This window comes from Chromobacterium sp. Beijing (assembly GCF_021496765.1).
Classification (GTDB): Bacteria; Pseudomonadota; Gammaproteobacteria; order Burkholderiales; family Chromobacteriaceae; genus Chromobacterium.
This window is the reverse complement of sequence record NZ_CP053750.1, coordinates 425,486-450,725: the sequence shown is the minus strand read 5'-3', so window position 1 is coordinate 450,725 and position 25,240 is coordinate 425,486. Positions and strand designations below refer to the sequence as shown.

The 25,240-nt window shown below is 65.5% G+C and carries 20 protein-coding genes, 4 tRNA genes and 1 pseudogene; 13 read left to right on the top strand and 12 right to left on the bottom strand.

The features are described from left to right. Positions 1–59: 59 nt before the first annotated feature. Genes phnH through HQN78_RS02145 form a run of 6 tightly spaced genes read left to right on the top strand, consistent with a single transcriptional unit; the run spans position 60 to position 5,650 of the window. Complete coding sequence (phnH, locus tag HQN78_RS02170) at positions 60–1,082, top strand: phosphonate C-P lyase system protein PhnH (protein ID WP_235087625.1); 1,023 nt, start codon at positions 60–62, stop codon at positions 1,080–1,082. A gap of 1 nt (position 1,083) precedes the next feature. After that, entirely contained in the window at positions 1,084–2,169 is a 1,086-nt protein-coding gene (locus tag HQN78_RS02165) for a carbon-phosphorus lyase complex subunit PhnI (protein WP_107799825.1), read from the top strand. Then, a complete protein-coding gene (locus HQN78_RS02160) occupies positions 2,166–3,023 on the top strand; it encodes an alpha-D-ribose 1-methylphosphonate 5-phosphate C-P-lyase PhnJ (RefSeq protein WP_235087623.1) in 858 nt (285 codons plus the stop codon). Before HQN78_RS02165 ends, HQN78_RS02160 begins: the two co-directional genes overlap by 4 nt. Next, positions 3,020–3,793 (top strand): phosphonate C-P lyase system protein PhnK, encoded by a 774-nt coding sequence (gene phnK / locus HQN78_RS02155; RefSeq protein ID WP_235087620.1) that lies wholly within the window; start codon positions 3,020–3,022, stop codon positions 3,791–3,793. The genes HQN78_RS02160 and phnK overlap by 4 nt, the downstream gene beginning before the upstream one ends. A 4-nt stretch (positions 3,794–3,797) precedes the next feature. Then, positions 3,798–4,505 (top strand): phosphonate C-P lyase system protein PhnL, encoded by a 708-nt coding sequence (gene phnL / locus HQN78_RS02150; protein WP_227104137.1) that lies wholly within the window; start codon positions 3,798–3,800, stop codon positions 4,503–4,505. Continuing rightward, on the top strand, positions 4,502–5,650 hold the full coding sequence (locus HQN78_RS02145) for an alpha-D-ribose 1-methylphosphonate 5-triphosphate diphosphatase (RefSeq protein ID WP_227104139.1): 1,149 nt from the start codon (positions 4,502–4,504) through the stop codon (positions 5,648–5,650). Before phnL ends, HQN78_RS02145 begins: the two co-directional genes overlap by 4 nt. 143 nt (positions 5,651–5,793) lie before the next feature. Here HQN78_RS02145 and HQN78_RS02140 read toward each other — a convergent pair whose 3' ends face one another. Next, positions 5,794–5,940 (bottom strand): hypothetical protein, encoded by a 147-nt coding sequence (locus tag HQN78_RS02140; RefSeq protein WP_157222177.1) that lies wholly within the window; start codon positions 5,938–5,940, stop codon positions 5,794–5,796. Positions 5,941–5,985: 45 nt separating this feature from the next. After that, positions 5,986–6,252, bottom strand: coding sequence for a hypothetical protein (locus HQN78_RS02135; protein WP_146176662.1), 267 nt, complete (start codon positions 6,250–6,252; stop codon positions 5,986–5,988). 331 nt (positions 6,253–6,583) lie between these two features. Between HQN78_RS02135 and HQN78_RS02130 the strand changes: the two genes are divergently transcribed. The 3 genes from HQN78_RS02130 to HQN78_RS02120 all read left to right on the top strand — a co-directional run bounded on the left by HQN78_RS02130 (position 6,584) and on the right by HQN78_RS02120 (position 8,610). Next, a complete protein-coding gene (locus HQN78_RS02130) occupies positions 6,584–6,808 on the top strand; it encodes a hypothetical protein (protein WP_107799831.1) in 225 nt (74 codons plus the stop codon). 660 nt (positions 6,809–7,468) lie between these two features. Beyond that, positions 7,469–8,167 carry a hypothetical protein gene (locus HQN78_RS02125; protein WP_227104141.1) on the top strand — a complete coding sequence of 233 codons (699 nt, stop codon included), beginning with the start codon at positions 7,469–7,471 and terminating at the stop codon, positions 8,165–8,167. Next, complete coding sequence (locus HQN78_RS02120) at positions 8,143–8,610, top strand: hypothetical protein (protein ID WP_107799833.1); 468 nt, start codon at positions 8,143–8,145, stop codon at positions 8,608–8,610. Before HQN78_RS02125 ends, HQN78_RS02120 begins: the two co-directional genes overlap by 25 nt. 206 nt (positions 8,611–8,816) lie before the next feature. On the opposite strand, the gene HQN78_RS02115 is transcribed toward HQN78_RS02120, so the two are convergent. The 5 genes from HQN78_RS02115 to HQN78_RS02095 all read right to left on the bottom strand — a co-directional run bounded on the left by HQN78_RS02115 (position 8,817) and on the right by HQN78_RS02095 (position 16,334). Then, on the bottom strand, positions 8,817–10,445 hold the full coding sequence (locus HQN78_RS02115) for a lactate permease LctP family transporter (protein WP_235089745.1): 1,629 nt from the start codon (positions 10,443–10,445) through the stop codon (positions 8,817–8,819). A gap of 162 nt (positions 10,446–10,607) precedes the next feature. Continuing rightward, positions 10,608–13,433, bottom strand: coding sequence for an FAD-binding and (Fe-S)-binding domain-containing protein (locus HQN78_RS02110; protein WP_235087618.1), 2,826 nt, complete (start codon positions 13,431–13,433; stop codon positions 10,608–10,610). Then, positions 13,430–14,893, bottom strand: coding sequence for a LutB/LldF family L-lactate oxidation iron-sulfur protein (locus HQN78_RS02105; protein ID WP_107799835.1), 1,464 nt, complete (start codon positions 14,891–14,893; stop codon positions 13,430–13,432). Before HQN78_RS02105 ends, HQN78_RS02110 begins: the two co-directional genes overlap by 4 nt. Beyond that, positions 14,890–15,597 carry a lactate utilization protein gene (locus HQN78_RS02100; RefSeq protein ID WP_107799836.1) on the bottom strand — a complete coding sequence of 236 codons (708 nt, stop codon included), beginning with the start codon at positions 15,595–15,597 and terminating at the stop codon, positions 14,890–14,892. Before HQN78_RS02100 ends, HQN78_RS02105 begins: the two co-directional genes overlap by 4 nt. Continuing rightward, on the bottom strand, positions 15,594–16,334 hold the full coding sequence (locus HQN78_RS02095) for a (Fe-S)-binding protein (protein WP_235087615.1): 741 nt from the start codon (positions 16,332–16,334) through the stop codon (positions 15,594–15,596). The genes HQN78_RS02100 and HQN78_RS02095 overlap by 4 nt, the downstream gene beginning before the upstream one ends. A gap of 163 nt (positions 16,335–16,497) precedes the next feature. On the opposite strand from HQN78_RS02095, the gene HQN78_RS02090 reads away from it, so the two are divergent. Then, a complete protein-coding gene (locus tag HQN78_RS02090) occupies positions 16,498–17,262 on the top strand; it encodes an FCD domain-containing protein (RefSeq protein ID WP_235087612.1) in 765 nt (254 codons plus the stop codon). A gap of 171 nt (positions 17,263–17,433) precedes the next feature. Here the strand turns inward: HQN78_RS02090 and HQN78_RS02085 are convergent, their stop codons facing one another. Further along, entirely contained in the window at positions 17,434–17,778 is a 345-nt protein-coding gene (locus HQN78_RS02085) for an H-NS family nucleoid-associated regulatory protein (RefSeq protein WP_107799839.1), read from the bottom strand. 417 nt (positions 17,779–18,195) lie between these two features. Here HQN78_RS02085 and HQN78_RS02080 point away from each other — a divergent pair. The 3 genes from HQN78_RS02080 (at position 18,196) to HQN78_RS02070 (ending at position 18,438) form a co-directional block, all read left to right on the top strand. Continuing rightward, positions 18,196–18,271 (top strand) — tRNA-Ala (locus tag HQN78_RS02080). Between the two features lie 7 nt (positions 18,272–18,278). Beyond that, a tRNA-Glu gene (locus HQN78_RS02075) sits at positions 18,279–18,354 on the top strand. 8 nt (positions 18,355–18,362) lie between these two features. Then, positions 18,363–18,438 (top strand) — tRNA-Ala (locus tag HQN78_RS02070). Positions 18,439–18,492: 54 nt separating this feature from the next. On the opposite strand, the pseudogene HQN78_RS02065 reads toward HQN78_RS02070, so the two are convergent. From HQN78_RS02065 to HQN78_RS02050, 4 genes and pseudogenes are all read right to left on the bottom strand, one after another. After that, positions 18,493–20,093, bottom strand: a pseudogene (locus HQN78_RS02065) (diguanylate cyclase domain-containing protein). A 2-nt stretch (positions 20,094–20,095) separates the two neighbouring features. After that, complete coding sequence (locus HQN78_RS02060; RefSeq protein ID WP_235087609.1) at positions 20,096–21,538, bottom strand: sensor histidine kinase; 1,443 nt, start codon at positions 21,536–21,538, stop codon at positions 20,096–20,098. Between the two features lie 253 nt (positions 21,539–21,791). After that, positions 21,792–21,867 (bottom strand) — tRNA-Asn (locus HQN78_RS02055). A gap of 95 nt (positions 21,868–21,962) precedes the next feature. Beyond that, positions 21,963–24,905, bottom strand: a complete 2,943-nt coding sequence (locus tag HQN78_RS02050) for an Rne/Rng family ribonuclease (protein WP_235087606.1) — start codon at positions 24,903–24,905, stop codon at positions 21,963–21,965. Positions 24,906–25,240 lie beyond the last annotated feature (335 nt).

Below are 25,240 nucleotides of genomic sequence, written 5' to 3'. Positions count from 1 at the left end.
TGGATACGTCTATACGTTTATATGAATTTTTGTTGAAACCGCACAGGGGAATACCCGATATGGAAACCTCGACCCGACAAGACTGGCTCAGCGTGCTGGCCCACACCCCGCCGCCGCGGCTGCGCCGGCTGCTGGGCCCGCAATTGCCGCCGGCGCCGCAAGTGGAATGGCTGCGCCGCGCCGAAACCGGCCTTGTCATGCTGCAGGGCCGCGCCGGCGGCGGCGGCGCCCGCTTCAATCTGGGCGAAGCCAGCGTCAGCCGCGCCAGTTGCCGGATCAACGGCTGCCTGGGCCACGGCTGGGCGCTGGGCAGCAACGGCGAACACGCCGAATTGATCGCCCAGGCCGACGCGCTGCTGCAAGACCCGGCGCGGCGGGACGGTTTGCTCGCGCAATGGATAACGCCCTTGCGCGCCGAACGCGCCGCGCGCCGCGAACAGGCGGCGCGCGAAGCCGCCGCCAGCAAGGTGGAATTCTTCACCCTGGTCAGGGGGAATGAGATGAATGAGATGCGCGCCGCTTTCTCCGACCCGGTTCACGACAGTCAGCGCTGCTTCCGCGCCGCGCTGGCCGCGCTGGCCGAACCCTTGCTGCCGCAAACGCTGCCGGCGCTGCCGGCCGAGCTACCCGGCCTGATGCCGGCCACCGCCGCCCTGCTCTATGCCCTGCTGGACCAGGACGTCAGCGTCTGGCTGCCGCCGCTGCCGGCGGACACCCTGGCCAGCCTGCGCTTTCATACCGGCCTGCGCTTGGCCGCCGCGCCGGAACAGGCCGACTTCGTGGTGCTGCCGCTGGGCGCGCCGCCGCCGCCGCTGGCCGCGCTCAAGGCCGGCGAGCCCGAATACCCGGACCGCTCCGCCACCGTGCTGCTGGAAACCGCCGGCTTCAACGCCGAACAGGTGGAAGCCGACGGCCCGGGCTTCGCCGCGCCGCGCCGTTTCGGCGTGGACGGCGCGCCGGACGGTTTCTGGCGGCAATGGCGGGACAATCACGCCCGTTTTCCGCTGGGCGTGGACATTTTTCTGATCTGCGGCGAGCGCGTGGCCGGCCTGCCGCGCAGCACCCGCGTCAAGGAGGGTTGAGATGTACGTAGCCGTCAAAGGCGGAGAAACCGCCATCGCCCGCTCCTGGGACCTGCTGGCCGCCAAGCGCCGCGGCGACGCGGCGACGCCGGAACTGAGCCTCGCGCAGATCCGCGGCCAATTGCGGCTGGCCCTGGCCAGGACGATGCAGGAAGGTTCGCTGTACGACGAGGAGCTGGCGGCGCTGGCGCTGAAACAGGCGGCCGGCGACTGCGTGGAGGCGGCCTTCCTGCTGCGCGCCTTCCGCACCACCCTGCCGCGCTTCGCCGCCAGCCGGCCGCTGGACACCGCGGCGATGCGGGTGCGCCGCCGCGTGTCCGGCACCTTCAAGGACGTGCCCGGCGGTCAGGTGCTGGGCCCCACCGCCGACTACACCCAGCGGCTGCTGGACTTCGGCCTGGCCCAGGCCGGCGAGCCGCCGCTGCCGACGCTGGCGGACGCGCCGCTGCCGGAACGGCTGCCCTGCGTGCTGGACACCCTGGCCCAGGAAGGGCTGATCGAGCCGGAAACGCCGCCGCCGGGCGATCCGGAACCGGCCGACCTGACCCGCGAGCCGCTGCTGTTCCCGGCCGGCCGCGCCGCCCGGCTGCAAAACCTGGCGCGCGGCGACGAGGGCTGGCTGCTGGGCCTGGCCTACTCCACCCAGCGCGGCTACGCCGAAAGCCACCCCTTCGCCGGCGAAATCCGCATGGGCGAAGTCAGCGTCGTGGTCTGCCCGGAAGAACTGGGCTTCGACGTCGACATCGGCGAAATCACCCTGACCGAATGCCAGATGATCAACCAGTTCGCCGGCAGCCGCAGCGCGCCGCCGCAGTTCACCCGCGGCTACGGCCTGAGCTTCGGCGAGGCCGAACGCAAGGCGATGGCGATGGCCCTGGTGGACCGCAGCCTGCGCGCCGCCGAACTCGGCGAAACGGCGCACGCGCCGGCGCAGCAGCCTGAGTTCGCGCTGTGCCACAGCGACAACGTCGAAGCCTCCGGCTTCGTCCAGCATCTCAAGCTGCCGCACTACGTCGACTTCCAGGCCGAGCTGTCGCTGATACGCCAGCTGCGCCGCGAACACGCCGCCAAGGAGACACAAGCATGAGCACCGCCGCGCCATGGGCGTACAACTTCGGCTTCCTCGACGAAAACACCAAGCGCATGCTGCGCCGCGCCCTGCTCAAGGCCGTGGCCGTGCCCGGCTATCAAGTGCCCTTCGGCGGCCGCGAAATGCCGCTGCCCTACGGCTGGGGCACCGGCGGCATCCAGGTGACGGCCAGCGTGATCGGCCGCGACGACGTGCTCAAGGTCATAGACCAGGGCGCGGACGACACCACCAACGCGGTCAATATCCGCCGCTTCTTCGCCCGCGTCGCCGGCGTGGCCACCACCACCCGCAGCGCCGAAGCCAGCCTGATCCAGACCCGGCACCGCATCCCGGAAACCCCGCTGCGCGCCGGCCAGGTGCTGGTGTTCCAGGTGCCGGAACCGGAGCCGCTGCGCACGCTGGAAGCCAGCGAGCAGGAAACCCGCAAGCTGCACGCCCACCAGGATTACGGCCTGATGCACGTCAAGCTCTACGAGGACATCGCCCGCTACGGCCACATCGCCGCCAGCTACGACTACCCGGTGCTGGTCAACGGCCGCTACCTGGCTTCGCCCTCGCCCATTCCCAAGTTCGACAATCCCAAGCTGGACATGAACCCGGCGCTGCTGCTGTTCGGCGCCGGCCGCGAAAAACGGCTGTACGCGATCCCGCCCCACACCCGGGTGGAAAGCCTGGCCTTCGACGACCATCCGTTCCAGGTGCAGCGCTGGGAACAGGCCTGCGCGCTGTGCGGCGCCGGCGACAGCTATCTGGACGAAATCATCACCGACGACGCCGGCGCGCGCCAATACGTCTGCTCCGACAGCGACCACTGCCGGCAGCGCCGCGACACACAGGAAAGCCCGCAATGAACCCGCCCCTACTCAGCGTCCGCGGCCTCGGCAAGGACTACGGCAACGGCAACGGCTGCTTCGGCGTCGATTTCGACCTCCACGCCGGCGAAGTGCTGTGCGTGGTCGGCGAATCCGGCTCCGGCAAATCCACGCTGCTGGCCGCGCTGGCCGGCAAGCTGGCCGCCGACGCCGGCAGCGCGCGCTTTCGCGAACGCGACGGCCGCGAGCACGAACTCACCGCCATCGCCGAATCCGAGCGCCGCCGGCTGGCGCGCAGCGAATGGGGCTTCGTGTCCCAGCACGCCCGCGACGGCCTGCGCATGAACGTCTCCGCCGGCGCCAATATCGGCGAGCGGCTGATGGCGCTGGGCCAGCGCCATTACGGCCGGCTGCGCCAGACCGCCGGCGACTGGCTGGAACGGGTGGAAATCGGCCGCTCGCGGCTGGACGATCCGCCCAGCGCCTTCTCCGGCGGCATGCAGCAGCGGCTGCAGATCGCCCGCAGCCTGGCCACCCATCCGCGGCTGGTCTTCATGGACGAACCCACCGGCGGCCTGGACGTCTCGGTGCAGGCCCGCTTCCTGGACCTGACCCGAAGACTGGTGCGCGACAGCGGCATCGCCGTCATCATGGTCACCCACGACCTGGCCGTGGCCCGTCTGCTGGCGCAACGCACGCTGGTGATGCAAGGCGGCCGCGTGGTGGAAGCCGGCCTCACCGATCAAATCCTGGACGATCCGCAGCATCCGTACACCCAGCTGCTGGTATCCTCCATCCTGCAGGCCTGAAGCCATGAAGCTATTGATAGACGCAAGGCAAGTGAGCAAGACTTTCACCCTGCACCAACAAGGCGGCCTGACGCTGCCGGTGCTCGACGAGGTCTCCCTGCAGGCCGCCGCCGGCGAATGCGTGGCGCTGGCCGGCCCTTCCGGCGCCGGCAAGAGCACGCTGCTCAAGGCGCTGTACGCCAATTACCTGGTGGAGCGCGGCAGCATACGCATCCGCCACCGCGACGCCTGGCTGGACATGGCCGCCGCCTTGCCGCACGAGATCGCAGACGCCCGCCGCCACACCCTGGGCTACGTCAGCCAGTTCCTGCGCGCCATCCCGCGGGTGCCGGCGCTGGACATCGTCGCCGAGCCGCTGCGCGAATGGGGCGTGGACGCCGACGCGGCGAGGCGCGAGGCCGGCGCTTTGCTCGCGCGGCTGAACATACCGGAACGGCTGTGGCGGCTGCCGCCGGCCACTTTTTCCGGCGGCGAACAGCAGCGGGTCAATATCGCGCGCGGCATGATAGCGCCGCGGCCCATCCTGCTGCTGGACGAGCCCACCGCCTCGCTGGACGCCGCCAACCGCGCGGTGGTGATTGAACTGATGCGCGAAGCGCTGGCGCGCGGCGCGGCGCTGGTGGGCATCTTCCACGACGAACCCACCCGCGACGCCGTCGCCGACCGCGTGTTTGAAGTCCCGCTGGCAAACAAATCGGAACACCTAGCATGAAACGGATATTGAACAATGCCCGGCTGATCCTGGCCGACGGCGTCGTCGAACGCGGCGCGCTGGAAATAGACAACGGCGTGATCGCCGCCGTCCATGCCCAAGCGCTGAGCGCCCCCCCGCCCCACAGCGAAGATCTGGACGGCGACGACCTGCTGCCCGGCCTGGTGGAAGTGCACACCGACAATCTGGAAAAACACCTGATGCCGCGCAACGGCGTGCTGTGGCCGACGCTGCCGGCCGTGGTCACCCACGACGCGCAATGCGTGGCAGCCGGCATCACCACCGTGCTCGACGCGCTGTCGGTGGGCGATCTGGAAGGCGACAGCGTGCGGCTGGACACCTTGCAAAGCGCCTTCGAGGCGATAGACGCCGGCATGCGCCGCCGCGTCTTCCGCGCCGAGCACCTGTTCCACCTGCGTTGCGAACTGGCCTATCCCACGCTGCTGGACGCGCTGTCCCCCTTGATCGGCCATCCGGCGGTGCGTCTGGTGTCGCTGATGGACCACACCCCCGGCCAGCGCCAATACCGCGACCTGGCGCAGTACAAAAAGTACTACGCCAAGAAAAACGTCAGCTGGAACGACGACACCTTCCTCGCCGCGGTGGAGCAACGCAAGCTCAAGCAAGACCGCTACGCCGAAAGCCACCGCCAGGCGGTGGTGGAACTGGCGCGCGCGCGCGGCATCGCCCTGGCCAGCCACGACGACACCGAGCTCAGCCATATCGACGAGGCGGTGCGCGACGGCGTGGCCATGTCCGAATTCCCCACCACCCTGACCGCCGCGCGCGCCGCGCGCGAACAGGGCCTGATGACGGTGATGGGCGCGCCCAACATCGTCCGCGGCGGCTCCCATTCCGGCAATGTCGCCGCCCTGGAACTGGCCGGCCACGGCCTGCTGGACATCCTGTCCTCGGACTACGTGCCGGCCAGCCTCTTGCACGCCGCCTACCTGCTGGGCCGCCAGCCGGGCTGGGACCCAAGCCGCGCCGTCGCCACCGTCACGCGCAACCCGGCCCGGGCGGTGGGATTGGCGGATCGCGGCGCCATCGCCGTCGGCCAGCGCGCGGACCTGGTCCAGGCGCGCGAGCGGGACGGCATTCCGCTGGTGCGCCAAGTGTGGAGCGCCGGCCTGCGCGTATTCTAATAAACGGCGTCCACGCCAAAAGGGCCGCGTTATCGCAACGCGGCCCCATTTCATTTCAATCCGACAATCCCCATTTCGCCCGCTCCGGCGGGGCGAGGAGAAGCCCGCGCCTGACTTTGCTGCCACAAACCAGGCGCAGGCGCTCACTCGCGCCGCAAGGGCGCATTCAAAGCCTTCTCCTTGCCAATATGCAAGAGCAGCATCAAAACGCCTATGCCCAGCGCCTTCATCCCGCACCAGAACAAAGCGATGCTAAATACGCGACAACATACAAAACCGATCAGCGACACAATTGATTTCCCAATCCAAAAATAAACGCCACTACTGACCAATAATCAAATGGAAAACGCTTCCGACTTCACCGCCCAATAAATATCCAAACGCTCCTTGCGCGTCAGATACACCTTGCCACCCACGCCGCCGCCTTTCAGGGCGACGCTGCATATTCTCAAAGCGCGATAGAGTCCAGGCACCACCGCGCCCATGGCGGAGGTTTTTCTAATCAGGTTTTCGATATAAACCGTCAAACTCTCCAAATCCTGCCGCCAAATCATCTCCCGCTCTTGGGCCAAGCCTTCCAATACTTTTTCATTTCCCGCCATTAACACGGCCACTGCCTCCAAAAAACATCAGCGGCCAGCTTAACCCTGTTGATACTAAATGTCTTTATCCAAACCAGTACAATTTATTATCAGCCATTAGAAATGATTATCGTTTTGACCGCCGCCTCAGGTCCGATATCGGCCCGAACAGGGCCAACAACGGCCGCAGCAATCATTATCATTCCTTACCACCCCTGGCAAAAAGCTTAATTCTCAAGGCTTGCGCCCCCGCTCATCCAAACTGCATGCTATGATCTCCGCTCTGTTCCGTGGGCGCGAAATCCGCTTTCGACTGCCTAAATGTATTGAATAACAACACACATCATTCAGCATGCAATATAAAAACAAAGACCACGCCAACGCCGGCAATCCTCTAATGGAGCAACTCGCCAACAGCGCCAAACTCTCCGCGCTGATCCTATGTCTGGATCAGGCGCAATTGCTGAGCGAGCAACTGTTAAACGAACTTAACAGCAGAGATAAAAGAATTAATGCGATAGAGCAGGAGCTGCTGCGAGCGCAACAAGAAATCACACAGCTTAAATCCACGCATTAAGCCAAGAGCGCCGCTGGTTTTAACAAGCGGCCGCAGCCATTTGCCAGAGCCGTCAATTCCATTCAGTCCTCAATAGCAAGCGACAGGCCATCTTATTGGCGGCTCCCTTATCCCGGTTTTTCATGCGCGCTTCGCGCCGGACTCGCCTCGGCGGGCGTTTCGGCTCCGTTCCGGCGCCGGCGCGCTGTAATCGCGCCGCTACAATTCCGTAGTCATCGCCGGCCGCTCCGGCCTTTCGCCAAATCCATGGTTTTCGTTGCGGGCCGGCCACGCCGAATACGCCGGATTCCCCGACGCCGCCATCCCGGCGGCAATGCCCTACAGGCCTGAGTTCCAGCGGACTTCGCCGTCCGCTCGCGCATGCGGTCCGCGCGGCGAACGCGGCCATCCTCTTGAAAAGAAGCGGATTCTGTTGGAAAATATTTGACGTCAAATCAAGAGCGCGCCCGGCGCTCTTGTCATTTCCGCTTACCTTTCGGCTCCCCCGCAACATCACTTGGCAAGGCCAGCTTGGCAGTTGGGTATTGCTACCTATAATCGATTTAGAGCAAATTACCTATGGGGTAATTTAAAATATCGCCGAACCCGTCCTGGCCGTAATATCAAATGCCGCAAGGCGTTTCCAATACCGGCCGCGGCGTGGGAAGAAAGATTATAAAAATGAGATTCCATATTGAAGACAAAGTCGTCTTCGACCCTGACGAAGGCAGCCTGCTGCCCGGGGATCAAGACAAGATCATCCTGAAATACAATGAAGCGCTGCTGCTCAAGCTCTTGCTCTCCGGACTGTTCGAAAAAAACGAGCTGATTGAAAACGTATGGGGGAAAACCATCGTCACCGACTCCAGCTACCACAAGCTGGTATTCGATCTGCGCGCGCAGCTTGAGAAAAGCGGGCTGGATCCCAAGATCATCAAGACCATTCCGAGGCGCGGCTGCCAATTCGTCGGCGCCTTCGCCACGCTGGAGCCGCGGGAGGACGCCGACGGCGCCCTGCCCGCGCCGGAAAGCCTCCCGCCCGCGGCCGGAGCCGCGCCGGCGCCCAAGCGGCGCATGGCGCGCTGGCGGCTGCCGGTCCGTGTCGATCGCCGCCAGGCGCTGGCCCTGCTGGCCATCACCGCCGCGGGCCTGCTCTTGGGCTGGCACGCCTCTTGGTGGATTCCGCAAATGAACATTCATAAAATGCGCGACGGCGCGCGCAGCCTGTTCGTGGTGGGCAATGTCTACCGCGACGCGCCCAAGCTGCCGGAAAGCGGCGGCGACGCCTTCTACATCAAGAGCGGCAAATGCACGGCGAGTTATCTGTGCGACAAGAAATACGGGAGCGATCTCAATTGCAAAAACAAAATCGTGTTCTGATCGCTCTCGGACTGTTTCTGATCGCGCTCTATCTGGGCTATGCCGGCCACAACTACATCATGGACAGCCGCACCATCTGCACCGCCCGCATCTCCGAACTCAAATTCCCGCGCAATAGCGGCGAGACGGCGATCACCAGCGGCTTCATCGATCTGGACATGAAGAACGAGACCATCCACTTCTTCCTGCATTCGCCCACCGGCGACTACATCAACCGCCTGCTGCAGTTCAACACCAGCTACGGCTGGAACGGCGAGGCCAACGCGGTCACCATCGTCAAAAAGACCAAGTCGCCGTCCGAGTACGGCAGCCTGGCCAGCGAATACCATATCTTCGACATCGGCACCCGCCACCTGATCAATATGGTGCCGGTCACCAACCATGTCACCCAGGTCAATTTCGACTCGATCAGCTTCTTCTGCGAAAACCAGGAAATCCTGTGAGTCCGGCCCGGCGCGTCCACGCCGCCGGGCCTTGAGCCGGGTTCTCAGAACCTGTTTACGATCTCCGAGCCTGTTCAAAGTCTCGCGAGCAAGAGCGAGACAAGGCGAAAACGAGCGAAAAAGCGGAATGTACACGTGGTACATGAGCATTTTGAGCTTGTTTTTAACGCCGTATCGCTGAAGCGCAGCAGACATTGAACAGGTTCTCAGAAATACGCCATCGCGTAAGTCATCGCCCCCACCAGGCTGCAAAAGATCAGGCTGTGCTTGAGGGTGAAGCGGAACAGGTCCGCCTCCTTGCCCACCAGCCCCACCGCCGCGCAGGCCACGGCGATGGACTGCGGCGAAATCATCTTGCCGGTCACGCCGCCGGTGGTGTTGGCCGCCACCAGCAGAATGTCCGACACGCCCAGTTGATGCGCGGTGGACGCCTGCAAGGCCGAGAACAAGGCATTGGACGAGGTGTCGGAACCGGTCAGGAACACGCCCAGCCAGCCCAGGAAGGGCGAGAAAAAGGGAAAGGCCTTGCCGGTATTGGCCAGGCACAAGGCCAGCGTGCTGGACATGCCGGAATAATTGGCGACGAAAGCGAAGGCCAGCACCATGCCGATGGACAGGATGGGCCGCTTCAGTTCGGCCAGGGTCTCGCCGAAGGCGGCGGCGGCCTGCGCCGGCCGGAAGCGCAGCAACACGATGGACAGCAAGGCCGCGACGAAAATGGCGGTGCCCACGGCGGACAGCAGGTCCAGCTTGTACAGCGCCTCGTAAGGCTTGTCCGCGGCCACGATGGGCGCGGTCTTGATCACCAGATTGTCCAGATACGGCACATGGAACTTCAGTACCCAATGCTCCAGCGCGCCGCCCTTGGCGAACAAGGCCTTGAACGGTTTCAGGCTCCACAGCGTCACCAGCGCGGTCAGGATCAGGAACGGCCCCCAGGCGCGGGCGATCCGGCCCAGGCCGAAGCCGGAAGGCCGGCGCGGGCTGGGCGCGCGGCGGCCGGCGAAAGTGAAGATCTCGCGCGGCTGCCACACTTTCAGGAACAGCGTCAGACACACCAGGCTGACCAGGGCCGAAGTGATGTCCGGCAGTTCCGGCCCGATGTAGTTGGAGGTGAAATACTGAGTGACGGCGAAGGAGCCGCCGGCCACCAGCACCGCCGGCCAGGTTTGGCGCACGCCTTTGAGGCCGTCCATCATCATCACCAGCCAGAACGGCACCAGCACCGACAGAAACGGCAGTTGATGTCCGGCCTTGGCGCCGATGGCGAAAGGGTCCAGCCCGGTGACCTGACCGGCGACGATGATGGGGATGCCCATGGCGCCGAAAGCCACCGGCGCGGTATTGGCGATCAGGCACAGGCCGGCCGCGTACAGCGGATTGAAGCCCAGGCCCACCAGCAGCGCGGCGGTGATGGCCACCGGCGCGCCGAAGCCGGCGGCGCCCTCCAGGAAGGCGCCGAAGGAGAAGCCCACCAGCAGCATCTGCAGCCGTTGATCCTCGGTCACCGACAACACCGAGGCGCGGATGATGTCGAACTGTCCGGTCTTGACGGTGATCTTGTACAGGAACACCGCGGCGATGATGATCCAGGCGATGGGCCACAGGCCGTAGGCGAAGCCGAAACCGGCGGCAGCCAGCGCCATGTCCGCCGGCATGCCGTAGAACAACGTGGCCACCAGCAGCGCCAGCAGCACGGTCAGGCTGCCGGCAACATGGCCCTTGAGCCGGAACACCGCCAGCGCCAGGAAAAAGAAAATAATCGGCAAGGCCGCCATCAGCGCCGACAGCGCCATGCCGCCGGACGGAAAGTAGTTTTGGGTCCAGATCATGATGTCTCCTCTGTAGTCTCTCCTTCTTCTTGCGCGCACAAACATCCGCGCGGCGGCGGGCTAGCCGCGGCCGTGTGGACGGAATGCGTTCAGGAAAGGATGTTTACGGGCGTTTCAACTCGGAGCCAGCCATCCTCCCGGACGGCGGCGCCAACGATGCGGCCTTCATAGCGGGCCGCTTTTTGGGGTGGTGCAAAAATCCAGCAGCGCCTCGACGCTGCGGTATTCAAAGCCGGCGTGCTCGCTCAGGCCGATCTGACAAGTGCGGCTCATCGACACGCCGTGGCGGCAGCCCTGGGGCAAGGCCGGCGGCAGCCGTCGCAAGCTGTGCGCGTTCAGCTCCGGCACGGTGAAGCCCTTGTCGCCGGCGAAGCCGCAGCAGGCGATGTCCGGCACCGTCAGCCGCTCGGCGCAGCGGCCGGCCAGCCGCGTGAGCGCGTCCGCCGCGCCCATCTCGGCGGCGCTGCAGGGGATGTGCAGCGCCAGTTGCGCCAGCTTGCGCGTCACCGCCAGCCGCGGCGCGACGAAGGCGTCCAGGAAACGGGCCGCGTCGAACAGACGCAAGCGCGCGTCCAGCCGGCCTTGGCGCTGGGCGGACAGGATGCGCGCCGCGCACGGCCCGTTGTCCAGGTAAACCGGATGGCGGCCGTCTTCGCTGGCGGCCAGCAAGGCCAGGTTCAGCGCGTTCTGACTGATGTCCAGCGCCTCCGCGGCATTGGCCGAGGCGAAGGGCTGGCCGCAGCACAGGCCATCCTGGCCGGACGGATAGCGAGGGCTGAAACCGGCGCGGCGCAGCAAGGCCAGCGTGGGCGCGGCGGCGTTGCCGCCGTCGGCGTCCGCGGCCAGCGCGCGGTTGACGCAGCTGAGGAAGAGCACCACCGGCTCGCCGTCGCCGCCGGCGGCGGGCAGACGGCCGGCCGGCCGCGGCAGCTGCGCGGGCAGCAAGGGAATCACCTTGTGGCGGCGGCGCAGCCGCAAGCTGATGCGGTGCAGCCGCTCCGGCCCGAATAGATACGCCAGCGCCAGGCCGGCGCGGACGGCGGACGCGGCGGCGCCGATGTGGCGGGCGGCGAAGCGCGCGGCGCGCGGCCGCGGCGACGGTCCTTGCAAGCGCTTCATCAATTCGCCGGTATTGATGCCCACCGGGCAGCGCGTCGCGCACATGCCGGTGGCGGCGCAGGTGTCGATGGCGCGGTAGCGGAAATCGGCGCGCAGCGCGGCCAGCTCTTCCGCCGCGCCGCCGTCGCGGCTCAGTTGCTGGATGCGGCGCCAGGCGACGATGCGCTGGCGCGGGCTCAGCGTCAGCCCGTGCGACGGACAGGCCGCCTCGCAAAAGCCGCATTCGATGCAGCGGTCGACGATGGGATCGGCCGCCGGCAAGGGCTTGAGGTTTTCCAGGTGCAGCCGCTCGTTGTCGGTGATGATCACGCCGGGATTGAGCAGGCCGTCCGGGTCGAACAAGGCCTTGATGCGGCGCATGATGTTCCAGGCGGCGTCGCCCCACTCCTGGCGCACAAAGGGCGCGACATTGCGGCCGGTGCCGTGCTCGGCCTTCAGCGAGCCGTCGTATTCGCCGGCCACCAGCGCGCTGACGTCTTGCATGAAGGCGTCGTAACGCGCCACCTCGCGCTCGCTGTCGAAACTGGGCGCGAACACGAAATGCAGATTGCCGTCCAGCGCATGGCCGAACAACAAGGCCTCGTCATAGCCGTGGCGGTCGAACAAGGCGGTCAGCCTGGCCACGCCGTCGGCCAGCTGCGGAATTGGAAAAGCCACGTCCTCGATCACCACGGTGCTGCCCAGCGGCCGCACCGCGCCCACCGCCGGAAACAGGCCCTTGCGCAAGGCCCAATAGCTGTCGCAGACTGCGGCCTCGCGGCTGAAGCCGCTGGACAGACGCGGCGCGAAACCGGCCAACAGTTGGTCTATCGCCGCGCAATGGCGCTCCAGCTCCGCCTCGGAACCGGCCCGCGCCTCGATCAGCAAACAGGCCTCCTCCGGGCCGAACGGCCGCGCCAGGAAATCCGGCAGCCCCGGCTTGCCGTGCAAGGCGCGCAGGCTGCGGCTGTCTATCAGCTCCACCGCCGCCACGCCGTGGGCTTCCGCGGCCGCGCTCAGCGCCGACACCGCGCGGCAGCACGGCTCGAGCGCGTCGAACAGCAGCAAGGCCGAGGCCTTGTGCGGATGCTCCACCACGCTGTGGAAGGTGATTTCGCTGATGAAGCCCAGCGTGCCCTCGGAACCGATCAGCACATGGCTGAGCATGTCCACCGGGTCGTCGAAATCCAGCAAGGCGTTGATGCCGTAGCCCGTGGTGTTCTTCAGCCGGTATTTGCGGCGCACCCGCTCGGCCAGCGCCGCGTCGGCGCGCAGTTCGGCCGCCAGGCCGGACAAGCCGGCCAGCAGCGCGGCGTGGGACTGGCGGAAAGCCGCCACGCTGGCGGCGTCGCCGGTGTCCAGCACAGCGCCGTCCAGCAGCAGCAGGCGCATCGCCGCCAGCGTGTGATAGCTGTTGTCGCGGGTGCCGCAGCACATGCCGCTGGAGTTGTTGGCGGCGATGCCGCCGATCTTGGCGCTATTGATCGACGCCGGGTCCGGGCCGATCTTGCGACCGTAAGGCGCCAGCAGGGCGTTGGCGTGGCTGCCTATCATCGCCGGCCCCAGCCGGACGCGCGCGCCGTCATCCAAGACCTGGCCATGGTTGAAGCCATCGCCCAGTAAGACCAGCACCGAATCGCTGACCGCCTGGCCGGACAAGCTGGTGCCGGCGGCGCGGAAGGTCAGCGCCACCCGGTGGCGGCGCGCCAGCGCCAGGATGGCCGCCACTTCCGCCTCGCTGTCGACGCGGGCGACGATTTGCGGCCGCAGCCGGTAAAAGCTGGCGTCGGTACCGTAAGCCAATGTGGACAGCGGGTCGGTGTAGATGCGCGCCGCCGGCATCGCCGTCAGCAAATCGCTATGGAAAGCCTGATGCGCCGGGCTCATGCTCATGGCCGCTCCCCGGCGGCGCGGCGCGCTTCGCGTTCGCGCACCAGCTCGTGCAGGGTCTTGGGCGCCGGCGTCAGCGGCGCGTGGTTCTGGGTCCAGCCCAACTGGCCGCCAAGCGCGAGCTTGCGCAGCCGGGTGGCGCCCCAGCCGAACCAGCGGTATAGCCGCGGCGAGGCGTGGACCTGGCGCCAGCCCTTCCAGGCCAGCCGCTCCGCCGCGCTGGCCGCCGCGCCCTGGCCGCGCAGCGGATGGCTGACTGCCTCCCCGGCCGGACGCTGGCTTTCCTCGCGCAGCCGCATCAGCATCTCGGGGATGGGGATCTTCACCGGGCAGACCTCGCCGCAAGCGCCGCACAGGCTGGAGGCGGTGGGCAGGTCGCGGGTGTTTTCCAGGCCCAGCAGATGCGGCGAGATGATCTCGCCTATCGGCCCCGGATAGGTTGTGCCGTAAGCGTGGCCGCCGATGCGGGCATAGACCGGGCAATGGTTCATGCAGGCGCCGCAGCGTATGCATTGCAGGGTCTTGCGCAATTGCGCGTCGGCGTAGGCCTGGCTGCGGCCGTTGTCCAGCAGCACCAGGTGCACTTCACGCGGACCGTCTTTTTCGCCGGCGCGGCGCGGGCCGCTGATCATATTGAAATAAGTGGTGATGGGCTGGCCGATGGCGGAGCGGGTCAGCAGGCTGTACAAGGGCGGCACGTCGGCCAGCTTCTCCACCACTTTCTCGATGCCGGTGATGGCGATGTGCAGGTCCGGCACCGTGGTGCACATGCGACCGTTGCCCTCGTTCTCCACCAGGCACAGCGTGCCGGTTTCCGCCACCGCGAAGTTGACGCCGGACAGGCCGACGTCGGCGTCCAGATAGAGCCGGCGCAGCGCGCCGCGGCCTATCTGTATCAACTCGTCCACGTCCTCGGTGTAGGGCGTGCCCGGCAGCTTGTCGTGGAATAGCCGCGCGATGTCGGCCTTGGTCTTGTGTATCGCCGGCATGATGATGTGGGTGGGCTTTTCGCCGGCCAACTGCACGATGTACTCGCCCATATCGCTTTCCACCGCGGCGACGCCGCGCGCTTCCAGATAGTGGTTGAGTTCGATTTCCTCGCTGACCATGGACTTGCCCTTGACCATCAGCCGGCCGGCGCGCGCCGCCACCAGGCCGTGGATGATGCGATTGGCCTCGTCCGCGGTCTCGGCCCAATGCACTTGCACGCCGTTGGCGCTCAGCCGCGCCTCCAACTGCTCCAGCAAGTCCGGCAGCCGCGACAGGCAACGCTGGCGAATGGCTTCTCCCAATGCGCGCAAGGCGTCCAGTTCCGCCGGATCGTCGAAGGCCGACAAACGCTTGGCCATCAGAAAATCCATCGCCCCGCGCAGGCTGTGGCGCAGTTCGCCGTCGGCCAATGCCGCGCGCGCCTGCTGCTTGAATTGGCGCGAGGGATAAAGCTCGATCTTGTGCTCGCTCATGGTCGGGCCTCCTCCGCCTGCTCCAGCTGCGCCGGATCGATGTGCTCGGGCAGCTGCGCCAGCACCAGCAGTTCACGCGGGCCGTGCGCGCCGTAGGCCAGCGTCAGCTGGATGTCGGCGGTCTTGGACGGGCCGGAAATCAGCAAGGCGTTGGTAGGCATGCCGTCCTGCCAGTTTTCGCAACGCATCGCGCTGTAGAAGTCCGGATAGAGCGTGGCGGTGTCGAACAGGACGATGTGCAGCGGCGGCACCAGGCTCATGGTCCGCGGCTCCTGCGCGTCCGGCCACAGCACCAGGGTGCCGGTGGCGGCGATGCCGCAGCGCGCCGCGGTGAACGCCGCCTCGATCTCGAACAGCTCGGCCTTCCAGTCGTCGACGGCGCGGTCGAAGAAACGCAGCGCCGGCGGCGTCGGCAAGCCTTGCAGCACCGCCTCGGCGCGGCGGCCGTGCGCGGTGTCGGACAGCAGCAAGGAAGCCGGCCGCCGCTGCGCGATCCACACCGCCAGCCGCGTGTGCCAGTCGTCGGCGCGCACCCATAGCACCTCGGTCTTCACCGCCCGCATCGCCCGCGCCCAGCCGCGCAAGGCGTCCAGGCTGTGCTGCGGCGGCGCGAAGCGCCGGAAATGCGCGTCCAGCTCCGGCCGCGGCAACTCCTCGCGCGGCGCGGCGCGCAGCTTGGCCAGAATGGCGTCGCGGGCGCTCATGCCTTGCCTCCCACGCGCTCCAGCAGAAAGCTGGCCAGATGCCGGCCCCGAAACGCCCCGCCCTCCTTGGCCAGCTTGCCGTTGATATTGAGCAGACAGCCGCCGTCCGCGGTGATGAACTCCACCGCGCCGCTGTCCCGCAGCGCGGCGGCCTTGTCCGTCACCATCGCCCCGGCGATGTCAGGATGCTTGATCGAAAAAGTGCCGCCGAAACCGCAGCACTCGGATTCATGGTCGTGCACCACCCGTTCCACATTGGCCAGCCGCTCCAGCAAGGCCCAAGAGGACAGATGCACATTCATTTCGCGGCGGGCGGAACAGGAGGTGTGCACCGCCACCTTCACCTTGGGGCCCTGATCTTGCGGCCGCCAGTCCAGATGGTTGAGCAGAAAATCGCTGAACTCCACCACCCGCGCGGCCGCCGCGCAGGCGCGCGCCTCGTCCGGCTGGCCGGCGAACAGCTTGGGCCAATGGTACTTGATCATGCCGCCGCAGGAGCCGGACGGCACCACGATGGGCCAGTCCTCGGCGAAGCAGTCCAGCTGCGCCCGCGCCACCGCCAGCGCTTCCGCCGGATGGCCGCTGGTATAGGCCGGCTGGCCGCAGCAGCTCTGTTGCTGCGGAAAGTGCACTCGCAAGCCCAGGCCTTCCAGCAAGGCGATGGCGTCCACGCCGGCCTGCGGCAAAAACAGGTCCAACAGACAGGTGCCGAACAGATACACGTTGGCAGGCTTCATCCGGTTTCCTTTGTAAATTGGTAAGACCAATTATTTTTATTAAAACAACTCTAGAGTGATTGCTTGAGTCCGTCAATATGACGACGCGGATTCCCGCACCGGCTGTGGTAAGCTGCACTCACTCTGGTCTGACCAATTTTTCCGAACCGACAAGCCCGGCGCCATGGCCTATCCCAAACTGAACATCCCCAAACTCTCCGACGTCATCGTCGAACAACTGGAAAAGCGCATTCTGGACGGCGTGCTCAAACCGGGAGACCGCCTGCCGCCGGAACGGCAGCTGGCCGAGGAGTTCGGCGTGTCCCGGCCCTCGCTGCGCGAGGCGATCCAGCAACTGGCGTCGCGCGGCCTGCTCAGCAGCCGCCAGGGCGGCGGCACCTGGGTGACGGACCGGCTGGAGACCGCGTTTTCCGACCCCTGGGAAAAGCTGCTGAACCAGCATCAGGACTTGCACGGAGACTTATTGGAATTCAGGCGGGTGCTGGAAGGCGCGGCGGCGCGCAGCGCGGCCAACCGCGCCACGCCGGCCGATCTACAGCGTCTGGAACATTGCGTGAACCAATTGCAGAATGCCTACGACGGCGGAGATCTGGCTCAGCAGGCGCAGGCCGACGTGCGCTTTCACCAGGCGGTGGCCGAGGCCTCGCACAATGTCTTGTTCGCCCATCTGAGCGGCAGCCTGCTGGCCATGCTGCATCGGCACGTCAAGGACAATATCGCCGATTTGTTCGCGGTGGGAGAAGTGGCGGACGCGCTGCGCGCGCAGCATCTGGCCATCTGGGAAGCTATCCGCGACAAGCAGCCGGACGCCGCGCAGCAAGCGGTGGAACAACATCTGGACTTTGTCGCCACCACGCTGCAAAGCAGGCAGCGGCAAGCGGAGCGCGATGCGCGAGCGCGCATGCGCCTGGAACACCAGGACCCTTGAAACGCGCCTGAGCCGGCCGCCGCGGCGCCAGCATCCATTCAAGGTCTCGCGGGCCAGCGCGAGACAAAATGAAAACAGCGGAAGAAGCGGAACGCGCTCGCGGCGCACGAGCATTTCGAAGCGGTGCTCGCCATGCCAGGCTTCACAAGGCGCGGCAGATGGTGAATGCTTCTAGACCTGCCCCAATCTTTTCTGACTCTTGATCACAAAACGCTCGCGGTCCTCTCCCCTGGCCTCCGCCTCCACCAGCCACACCGGCGGCCTGCCGCGGCCGGACCAGGTCTGGTGAGGCATCGCCGGGTTCTGATATTTGGGCGTCACGCCGTTTTTGGCGTAGAGCTTGGGCAGAATCAGGCCGTAAGCCATGGCCAGCCGCTCAATTTCTTCTATCCCTTTCTGCTGACGCAACTGAACGCGGTCCGTCAGGGTGTTCAGCAGGAAAACCGCGGCTTCTTTCAAAGCCTGGTCCGAGGAGGAGTCCAGCAAGTCCTCGTTGATCAACTGTTTTTTATTCATGCACGCCTCCTAAAGCTTTGCCGGACTGTCGCTTCCCTTCCCACCCCGGCCAATCCGCGCCCGGCATTCTCATGTCTATGCCATCCATCGTTAGCCGTCGATTTGAGCCAGGCTTTAACCTTGTCCGGCATGAACTCTTTGCGCTAATGCCGGACGTGAATTGTTTTTCCGCGGATATTCTATCCCCGCCACCCCAATGGCTTGGAATAGGAATAAACTGATTTTTCCCAGAAAATCACGGCTTTGCGGCCAGCGGCGTCAAAAGCCGCCGCCGCCGCCCTTAAACCCCCTTTCTCACCCGGCGTCCGCCAAGGGAAATATTTTGAGAAAAGCCTTGCGCGGCCTGAAAAGCCTAGGTATAGTTCGCTACCTGTCGAGACCGACCGGGCGAAAGCCGGGAAGGGCGAAACACTCCGTGGGGGTATAGCTCAGCTGGGAGAGCGCTTGCATGGCATGCAAGAGGTCAGCGGTTCGATCCCGCTTATCTCCACCACAATTCAGTCCCCATCGTCTAGAGGCCTAGGACATCGCCCTTTCACGGCGGTAACCGGGGTTCGAATCCCCGTGGGGACGCCAGCAATACCGGGGGTATAGCTCAGCTGGGAGAGCGCTTGCATGGCATGCAAGAGGTCAGCGGTTCGATCCCGCTTATCTCCACCAAATATAAAAGCCGAAATCTCGCGATTTCGGCTTTTATTCTTTCCCGCGCGAATTTTATTCCGCCGCCATCCTGAATTCGTTCTTACCCGCCCTCTTGGCCTGGTACATCGCCCGGTCGGCCGCATGCAGCAAACCGCCCAGATCGCCGCCGTTTTCCGGAAAGAACGCCACCCCTATGCTGGCCGACACCGCGCATTCGTCGTCACCCAAAGCCACCGGCTGCGCCAACACCGTCAAGAGCCGACCCACCATCACGCTGCAGGACTCTCCGCGATCCAAGCCCGGCGCCACCACCAGAAACTCGTCCCCGCCCAGGCGCACCACCAAATCCTCGCCGCGCACATGCTGACGCAGACGCTCGGCCATCGCCACCAGCAGCGCGTCGCCCGCCTCGTGCCCCAGCCGTCGTTCACCGCCTTGAAACCGTCCAGATCGATGAACAAGAGCGCGATGCGCTCATTGCGGCGCTTGGCCCTGGCAATCTCCTTATCCAACTCCACCTGCAGAAAATGGCGATTGCCCAAGCCGGTCAGTTGATCATGGTAGGCCAGGAAATGAATATGCGCTTCCGCCGCGCGTATCGCCGAAATATCGGAGATGGCCAGCACGTAATGACTAACCGCCCCCTCCCCGTCCCGCACCACCGACGCATGCTGCCAGCAAGGAAAGGTTTCACCCCGGCGGCGACACACCACCTCGCCCTGCCAGAAATGCCGCTCTCCCTCCAGCCGGCGGTAAAAACTCTCGCCATGCGGCTCCACGTGCAGGCAATCGTCCGGATCGCTGCCCAACGACTCTTCCGCGCTCAAGCCCGTCAATCGGTAAAAGGATTCGTTCGCCGACACGATGCAACGCCGATGATCCAATACCAGAATCCCCTCCGCGCTGGCCTGAAACACCACGCTGGCTTGCCGCAGGCTGGCCTCGCTCAAATGCGCGTCGGTCACGTCTCGCGCCACCCCCACCCAACGCGCCGGCTCGCCCTGCGCGGCGAAATTGCGCCCGCACAACTCAAGCCAGCGCTCCCCGCCCTCCGCGTCCAGCTTCACTGTTTTCTGCAAGACCCGCTCGGACTCCAAGATCCGCGTCAACTCGGCGGCGTCGGCCTCGGCCATGCCGAGCAAACCGGGCAACCCGTCCTCGGCGACGGCGAACGGGAACGCGTCCAGAAACTCCTGCTCCCACGCCATCTCGCCGCGCCGGCCGCCCCATTCCCACACCCCCAGCCGGGCCGCCTCCACCGCCATGCGCAAGCGACGGCGCTGACGCTGCTCCTCCACCTCCGCCCTGCGCCGCGCCAGCCCCATGCGCACCGAGGCGTTCAGCTCCCGCAACTGGTAAGGCTTGAGCAGATAGCCGTAGGGCGCGCTGCCTTCCGCGTTGCGCAGCATATCGTCCTCGGCGTAGGCGGTCAGAAAGATGGACGGGATCTGGAAACGCTCGCGTATCACGCGCGCCGCCTCGGTGCCCGGCACGTCGCCGTCCAGATGAATGTCCATCAACACCAGATCCGGCCGATCCGCCCCCGCCCGTCGCACCGCGTCGTCCGCATTGGCGCAGACGCCGAGAACCCGGTAACCCAAAGACTCCAGACTGGTCTGCAAGTCCAGCGCCACCACCCCTTCGTCTTCCACGATCAACAAACCGTTGTCCATATTCATTCCGCGCTCTCCGGCTCATCGCTGAACGCGATCTCCACGCAGGCCCCGCCCGCCTCAGGCCGCAGCAAGCGAGCCTCCCCCTTCAACTGACCCACCAGGGTGGGAATCAGGCGAAACCCCAAGGAACTGACCTCGCCCAGCTTCACCGACTCCGGAATGCCGACGCCGTCGTCCGACACCAGAATCCGGCAACGCCCGCCGTCCTCCCGCTCCAGCGCCACCTCCACCGTGCCGCGCCGATCGGGAAACGCATGCTTGAGCGCATTGGTCACCAACTCGTTCACCAGCAAGCCGCAGGGAATCGCCCGCTGCATGCCCAGATACACCGCGGCGCCCATGCCGCGGCAGCGCAAGCGCACCCCGACGTCCGACACGCTGCCGCTGAGCAACTGAGTCAGCCGCTCCAGGTAAACCCCCACGTGAATCCGGGAAAAGTCGCCGTGCTCGTACAAGAGCTGATGGATCAGCGCCATCGCGCGCACATGATTCTGACACTCGGTCAGCACCGCCACCGCCTCCGGCGGCGCCGAGCGCGTTTGCAGATTGAGCAGACTGGAAATGACTTGCAGATTGTTTTTGACCCGGTGGTGCACCTCGTTGAGCAAGGCGGTCTTTTCCTTCAAGGCCAACTCCAGACTGGCCTGCGCCGCCTTGCGCGCGCTGATGTCGGTAATGGTGGCCAGCACTTGCAACTCCCCGCCGTCGCGCACCGGCGTCAGGCCGATTTCGGCCGGGAACTCGCCGCCGTCGCGCCGCACCCCGAAGATTTCCTGCTGGCGCGCCATCTCCCGCGCCTCCGGGCGGCGCATATAATTTTCGATCAGCCGCCCATGGCCGTCGCGGAAGCGCTCCGGCACCAGGCCGGAAATCATCAGACCCTCCATGCCGACGCCCAGATAATCGAACATCACCTCCGCCCGATGATTCGCCATCCGGATGCGCCCGCTCTGGTCTATCATCACCAAGCCGTCCAGCGCGGAATCCACCACCATGCGCAAGCGGGCCTCGCCCTCGCCGCGCAGACGCTCGGCCCGCCGCTCCGCCGCCACGTCCCTGACCACCGCCAACACCCCCGCCACCTCGTCCGCCGAGGCGCAATACGGCAGATAGCTGATCTGCCACTCCCTGAGCGCGCCCTTGCCGCCGGCGCCCACCCTGGAATTGACGCAAACATCCAGCACCGGCTCGCCGCTCTCCATCACCTGCCGCATCAGCGATTCCAGATATTCGCCGATCTGCGGCAGCGTTTCCGCCACGCCGCGCCCCAGATGGGCCGAATGCGGCAGGCCGTTGGCCTCCGCCAGACGTTGGTTGAGCAATCGATAACGCATCTGGCCGTCAATCAGCGCCAGTCCCACCGGAACCGCCTCCAGCACATCGGACAACACCTGTTCGGCGCAATCCAAGGCGCTGCTTTCGCCCTTCAGGGATCCAGCCACCCGGCCTCCTCACGCCGCCCCCAGCTCGCCGCGCCGCGCAGCCGGAAACGGCCGCGCTCAAGCGCGCGCAAACGAGGCGGTCAAGTTGTCACCAGCTTGTGTTATATGACGTATGGAATGGGAAGCAAACTGTTAAAATTGCTTAGCGCAATCAATTGGGACAGGCGCGCCAGGGCGCCGAGAACTCGACGGAAAACCGCGACGAACGCGCGGAAACGCAAAAAGGCCACGCGATGCGTGGCCTTTTGAATTCTGGCTCCCCGAGCAGGGCTCGAACCTGCGACCTGCGGATTAACAGTCCGTCGCTCTACCAACTGAGCTATCAGGGAACATCTCTTGCGAGAGAGGGGTATATTAACCAAACCCCTGAGCGGCGTCAACACCCGGAGCGCTAAATAGCAGCGCTCCGGGCCTCAGACTACGCTCAAGGATTGCGGGTTTCCACCTGCACCAGGTCAGCCGGAGCGGCGCCTTGCTGAGCCTGACGAGTCACGTCGCGACGACGCGGCCCCGCCGGCAATACCGGCTCCTGCGCCGCGGGCGCCTCGACTACCGACTTGGTGGACACCATGACCAAGCCGCCCAGGCTTGCCGGCTCCGCCGCGGCAACGGCGCGGGTCTCAACCACGGCCGGCGCCTCGACTGCCGGCTCGACCGGCTCGACCGGATCGGCCTGTTCCGGCTCGCTCTGCGCAGCGGCAACTTCCGGCGCAGGCGCGGGTTCCGCCGCGACAAACGCCTCGACAGCCTCCAGCACCGAAACCACTTCAACCGCCGGAGCCGCCTCAAACACCGGAGCCGCTTCCACGACCGGGGCCAGCTCAATCGCCGGAGCCGCGTCAACAGCCGGCTGTTCCAGCTCAACCGCCGCAACAGGCTCGAACGCTTCCCGCGCCGGCTGGACCGCTTCGACTGCCGCGGACTCAACCGCCGCCGCTTCCTCACGCTGCTCAGCCGCTGCCGCCGGCGCCTCAGCCACCGCCTCGACGACGGCTTCCACCGCTACCGCGCCGACAACGGCCGCGGCTGCGATCGGCGCCACTTCCGCCGCCGGCACGGCAAGGCCCTCTTCCTGCGGCGCTGCGGCCGGATCATCGCGACGACGGTCGCGACGGCTGCGACGACGACGACGCTCATTGCGCTCCTGCTGCTCGGCGTCGCCTTCGGCGCGAGCCTCGTCGACAACCGGCTTGCTCAGCTCCAAAGCCTGCTCTTCCGCCTGCGGCGCCTGACGACGACGCGGCTCTTGCTGCGGACGCTCCTGCTTCTCCAGCTTTTCCGGACGCTCCTGCGGCGCTTCCTCGCGCGCCGGCTGTTGACGCTGCGCGTCCTTCAGCTCGCGCGGTTCGCGGCCTTCGCGAGTCTCGCGACCGTTGTCGCGCTCGCGGCGGCGGCCGTTGCGCGGCTGCTCGCCGCGCTCCTGGCGCTCCTCGCGTTGCGGCTGCTCTTTGCGCTCCGGACGCTCCTGGCGTTCCTGACGCTCGCCGTCCTGGCGCTCGCCGCGTTCGGCGCGCTCCGGACGACGCGGTTTCTCATCGGAACCTTGACGACGCTGCTCGTGTTCGCGACGCGCCTGACCGCCCGGACGGCGGTCGCCGTTGCGCTGGCGGTTGCCGCGTTGCTGAGACTGGGCCGCCGGCTTTTTCTTCTCGGCCGGCTGGGCCGCTTGCTCCGGCTCGGCGAACAGGCTCTTGACCCAAGCGCCCAGCTTGCCGAACAGACCCGGCTCCGGCTCGGCCGCCTTGGCCGCCACCGTCGGCGCCGGCTGCTGAGGCGTAATGCCCTTGACCGCGGCTTCCTGACGCTCCAGCTTCGGCTTTTCATGGCCGAAGTTGGTGATCACGTCTTCTTCCTGCACTTCCACCCGCTTGTAGCTCGGCGCTTCGCCGGCTTCGGCCAGGTCGTCGTGGCGCACGCGCACGATCTTGTAATGCGGGGTTTCCAGATGGATGTTCGGGATCAGCACCACGTCCACGTCCAGACGCTCTTCGATCGAATGGATCTCGGAACGCTTTTCGTTGAGCAGGAAGGTGGCCACGTCCACCGGCACCTGCGCGTGAACCGCGCCGGTGTTTTCCTTCATCGCCTCTTCCTGAATGATGCGCAGGATGTGCAGCGCGGAGGACTCGGTGCCGCGGATGAAGCCGATGCCGTGACAGCGCGGGCAGGTCTCGTGGCTGGTCTCGCCCAGGCTGGGCTGCAGACGCTGACGCGACAATTCCAGCAGACCGAAACGGGACAGCTTGCCCATTTGGACGCGAGCGCGGTCGTGCTTGAGCACGTCGCGCAGGCGGTTTTCCACGTCGCGCTGGTTCTTGGCGCTTTCCATGTCGATGAAGTCGATCACCACCAGGCCGCCCAGGTCGCGCAAGCGCAACTGGCGGGCGATTTCCTCGGCCGCCTCCAGGTTGGTCTTGACCGCGGTGTCTTCGATGTCGGCGCCCTTGGTGGCGCGCGCGGAGTTGACGTCGATGGACACCAGCGCTTCGGTGTGGTCGATCACGATGGCGCCGCCGGACGGCAGCTGCACGCTGCGCGCAAAGGCGGTTTCGATCTGGTGTTCGATCTGGAAACGGGAGAACAGCGGCACATGATCCTTGTACAGCTTCACACGCGACAGCATGTTGGGCATCACATGGCTCATGAACTGACGGGCCTGATCGTAGATTTCCTCGGTGTCGATCAGCACTTCGCCGATGTCCGGATGGAAGTAATCGCGGATCGCGCGGATCACCAGGCTGCCTTCCTGCAGAATCAGGAACGGCGCGTTCTGAGCGCCGGCCGCGCCTTCAATCGCGCGCCACAGCTGCATCAGGTAACCCAGATCCCACTGCAGTTCTTCCAGATTGCGGCCGATGCCGGCGGTACGGGCGATCAGGCTCATGCCGTGCGGCACTTCCAACTGAGACAAGAGGTCCTTCAGCTCCTGACGCTCCTCGCCCTCGATGCGGCGCGATACACCGCCGCCGCGCGGGTTGTTGGGCATCAGCACCAGATAACGACCGGCCAGGCTGATATAGGTGGTCAGCGCGGCGCCTTTGTTGCCGCGCTCGTCCTTCTCCACCTGCACGATGACTTCCATGCCTTCGCGCAGCACATCCTGAATGCGCGGACGGCCGCCGTCATAGCCCTGGAAATAGGAACGGGACACCTCTTTGAACGGCAGGAAGCCGTGGCGTTCGGTGCCATAATCGACAAAACAAGCCTCAAGGGAGGGCTCGATACGGGTAATCACACCCTTATAGATATTCCCCTTGCGCTGCTCCTTGCCTACAGTCTCGATATCGAGGTCGACGAGCTTTTGTCCGTCGACGATAGCAACGCGCAGCTCTTCAGCTTGCGTTGCGTTGAACAACATGCGTTTCATTTACATTCCTTGCGCGGCACTCACGCAAGGGATGCAGCCAGTATTTGACGGCCCAGTGACTATTGATGGGCGCTTTCCGAAAGAAGTGTCGATGTAAAGATCGAAAAAAACAGTTTTGACAAGCCTACTTCCTGAAAATCGATCACACGCAGACCTGACTCATGTGCGCAATTGGCGCTCCGGGATCGCCGGCCTGCCTCAAAGGGCAGGACATACAGTGCAGGGGGCTAGCATGCCGGGTCAAACTTCGCTGCAAAATTTCCTGACTGGCTTAGCATCAGGAAATGGAATACTCGTGAGTGCGTTATGCGTACAAATGCATTACCATCGCTGCT

Bases quoted from the DNA above. Each gene is read 5' to 3' on its own strand.
- phnH (WP_235087625.1), top strand. From the start codon at position 60: ATGGAAACCTCGACCCGACAAGACTGGCTCAGCGTGCTGGCCCACACC.
- HQN78_RS02165 (WP_107799825.1), top strand. From the start codon at position 1,084: ATGTACGTAGCCGTCAAAGGCGGAGAAACCGCCATCGCCCGCTCCTGG.
- HQN78_RS02160 (WP_235087623.1), top strand. From the start codon at position 2,166: ATGAGCACCGCCGCGCCATGGGCGTACAACTTCGGCTTCCTCGACGAA.
- phnK (WP_235087620.1), top strand. From the start codon at position 3,020: ATGAACCCGCCCCTACTCAGCGTCCGCGGCCTCGGCAAGGACTACGGC.
- phnL (WP_227104137.1), top strand. From the start codon at position 3,798: ATGAAGCTATTGATAGACGCAAGGCAAGTGAGCAAGACTTTCACCCTG.
- HQN78_RS02145 (WP_227104139.1), top strand. From the start codon at position 4,502: ATGAAACGGATATTGAACAATGCCCGGCTGATCCTGGCCGACGGCGTC.
- HQN78_RS02135 (WP_146176662.1), bottom strand. From the start codon at position 6,252: ATGGCGGGAAATGAAAAAGTATTGGAAGGCTTGGCCCAAGAGCGGGAG.
- HQN78_RS02130 (WP_107799831.1), top strand. From the start codon at position 6,584: ATGCAATATAAAAACAAAGACCACGCCAACGCCGGCAATCCTCTAATG.
- HQN78_RS02125 (WP_227104141.1), top strand. From the start codon at position 7,469: ATGAGATTCCATATTGAAGACAAAGTCGTCTTCGACCCTGACGAAGGC.
- HQN78_RS02110 (WP_235087618.1), bottom strand. From the start codon at position 13,433: ATGAGCATGAGCCCGGCGCATCAGGCTTTCCATAGCGATTTGCTGACG.
- HQN78_RS02105 (WP_107799835.1), bottom strand. From the start codon at position 14,893: ATGAGCGAGCACAAGATCGAGCTTTATCCCTCGCGCCAATTCAAGCAG.
- HQN78_RS02100 (WP_107799836.1), bottom strand. From the start codon at position 15,597: ATGAGCGCCCGCGACGCCATTCTGGCCAAGCTGCGCGCCGCGCCGCGC.
- HQN78_RS02095 (WP_235087615.1), bottom strand. From the start codon at position 16,334: ATGAAGCCTGCCAACGTGTATCTGTTCGGCACCTGTCTGTTGGACCTG.
- HQN78_RS02090 (WP_235087612.1), top strand. From the start codon at position 16,498: ATGGCCTATCCCAAACTGAACATCCCCAAACTCTCCGACGTCATCGTC.
- HQN78_RS02085 (WP_107799839.1), bottom strand. From the start codon at position 17,778: ATGAATAAAAAACAGTTGATCAACGAGGACTTGCTGGACTCCTCCTCG.
- HQN78_RS02050 (WP_235087606.1), bottom strand. From the start codon at position 24,905: ATGAAACGCATGTTGTTCAACGCAACGCAAGCTGAAGAGCTGCGCGTT.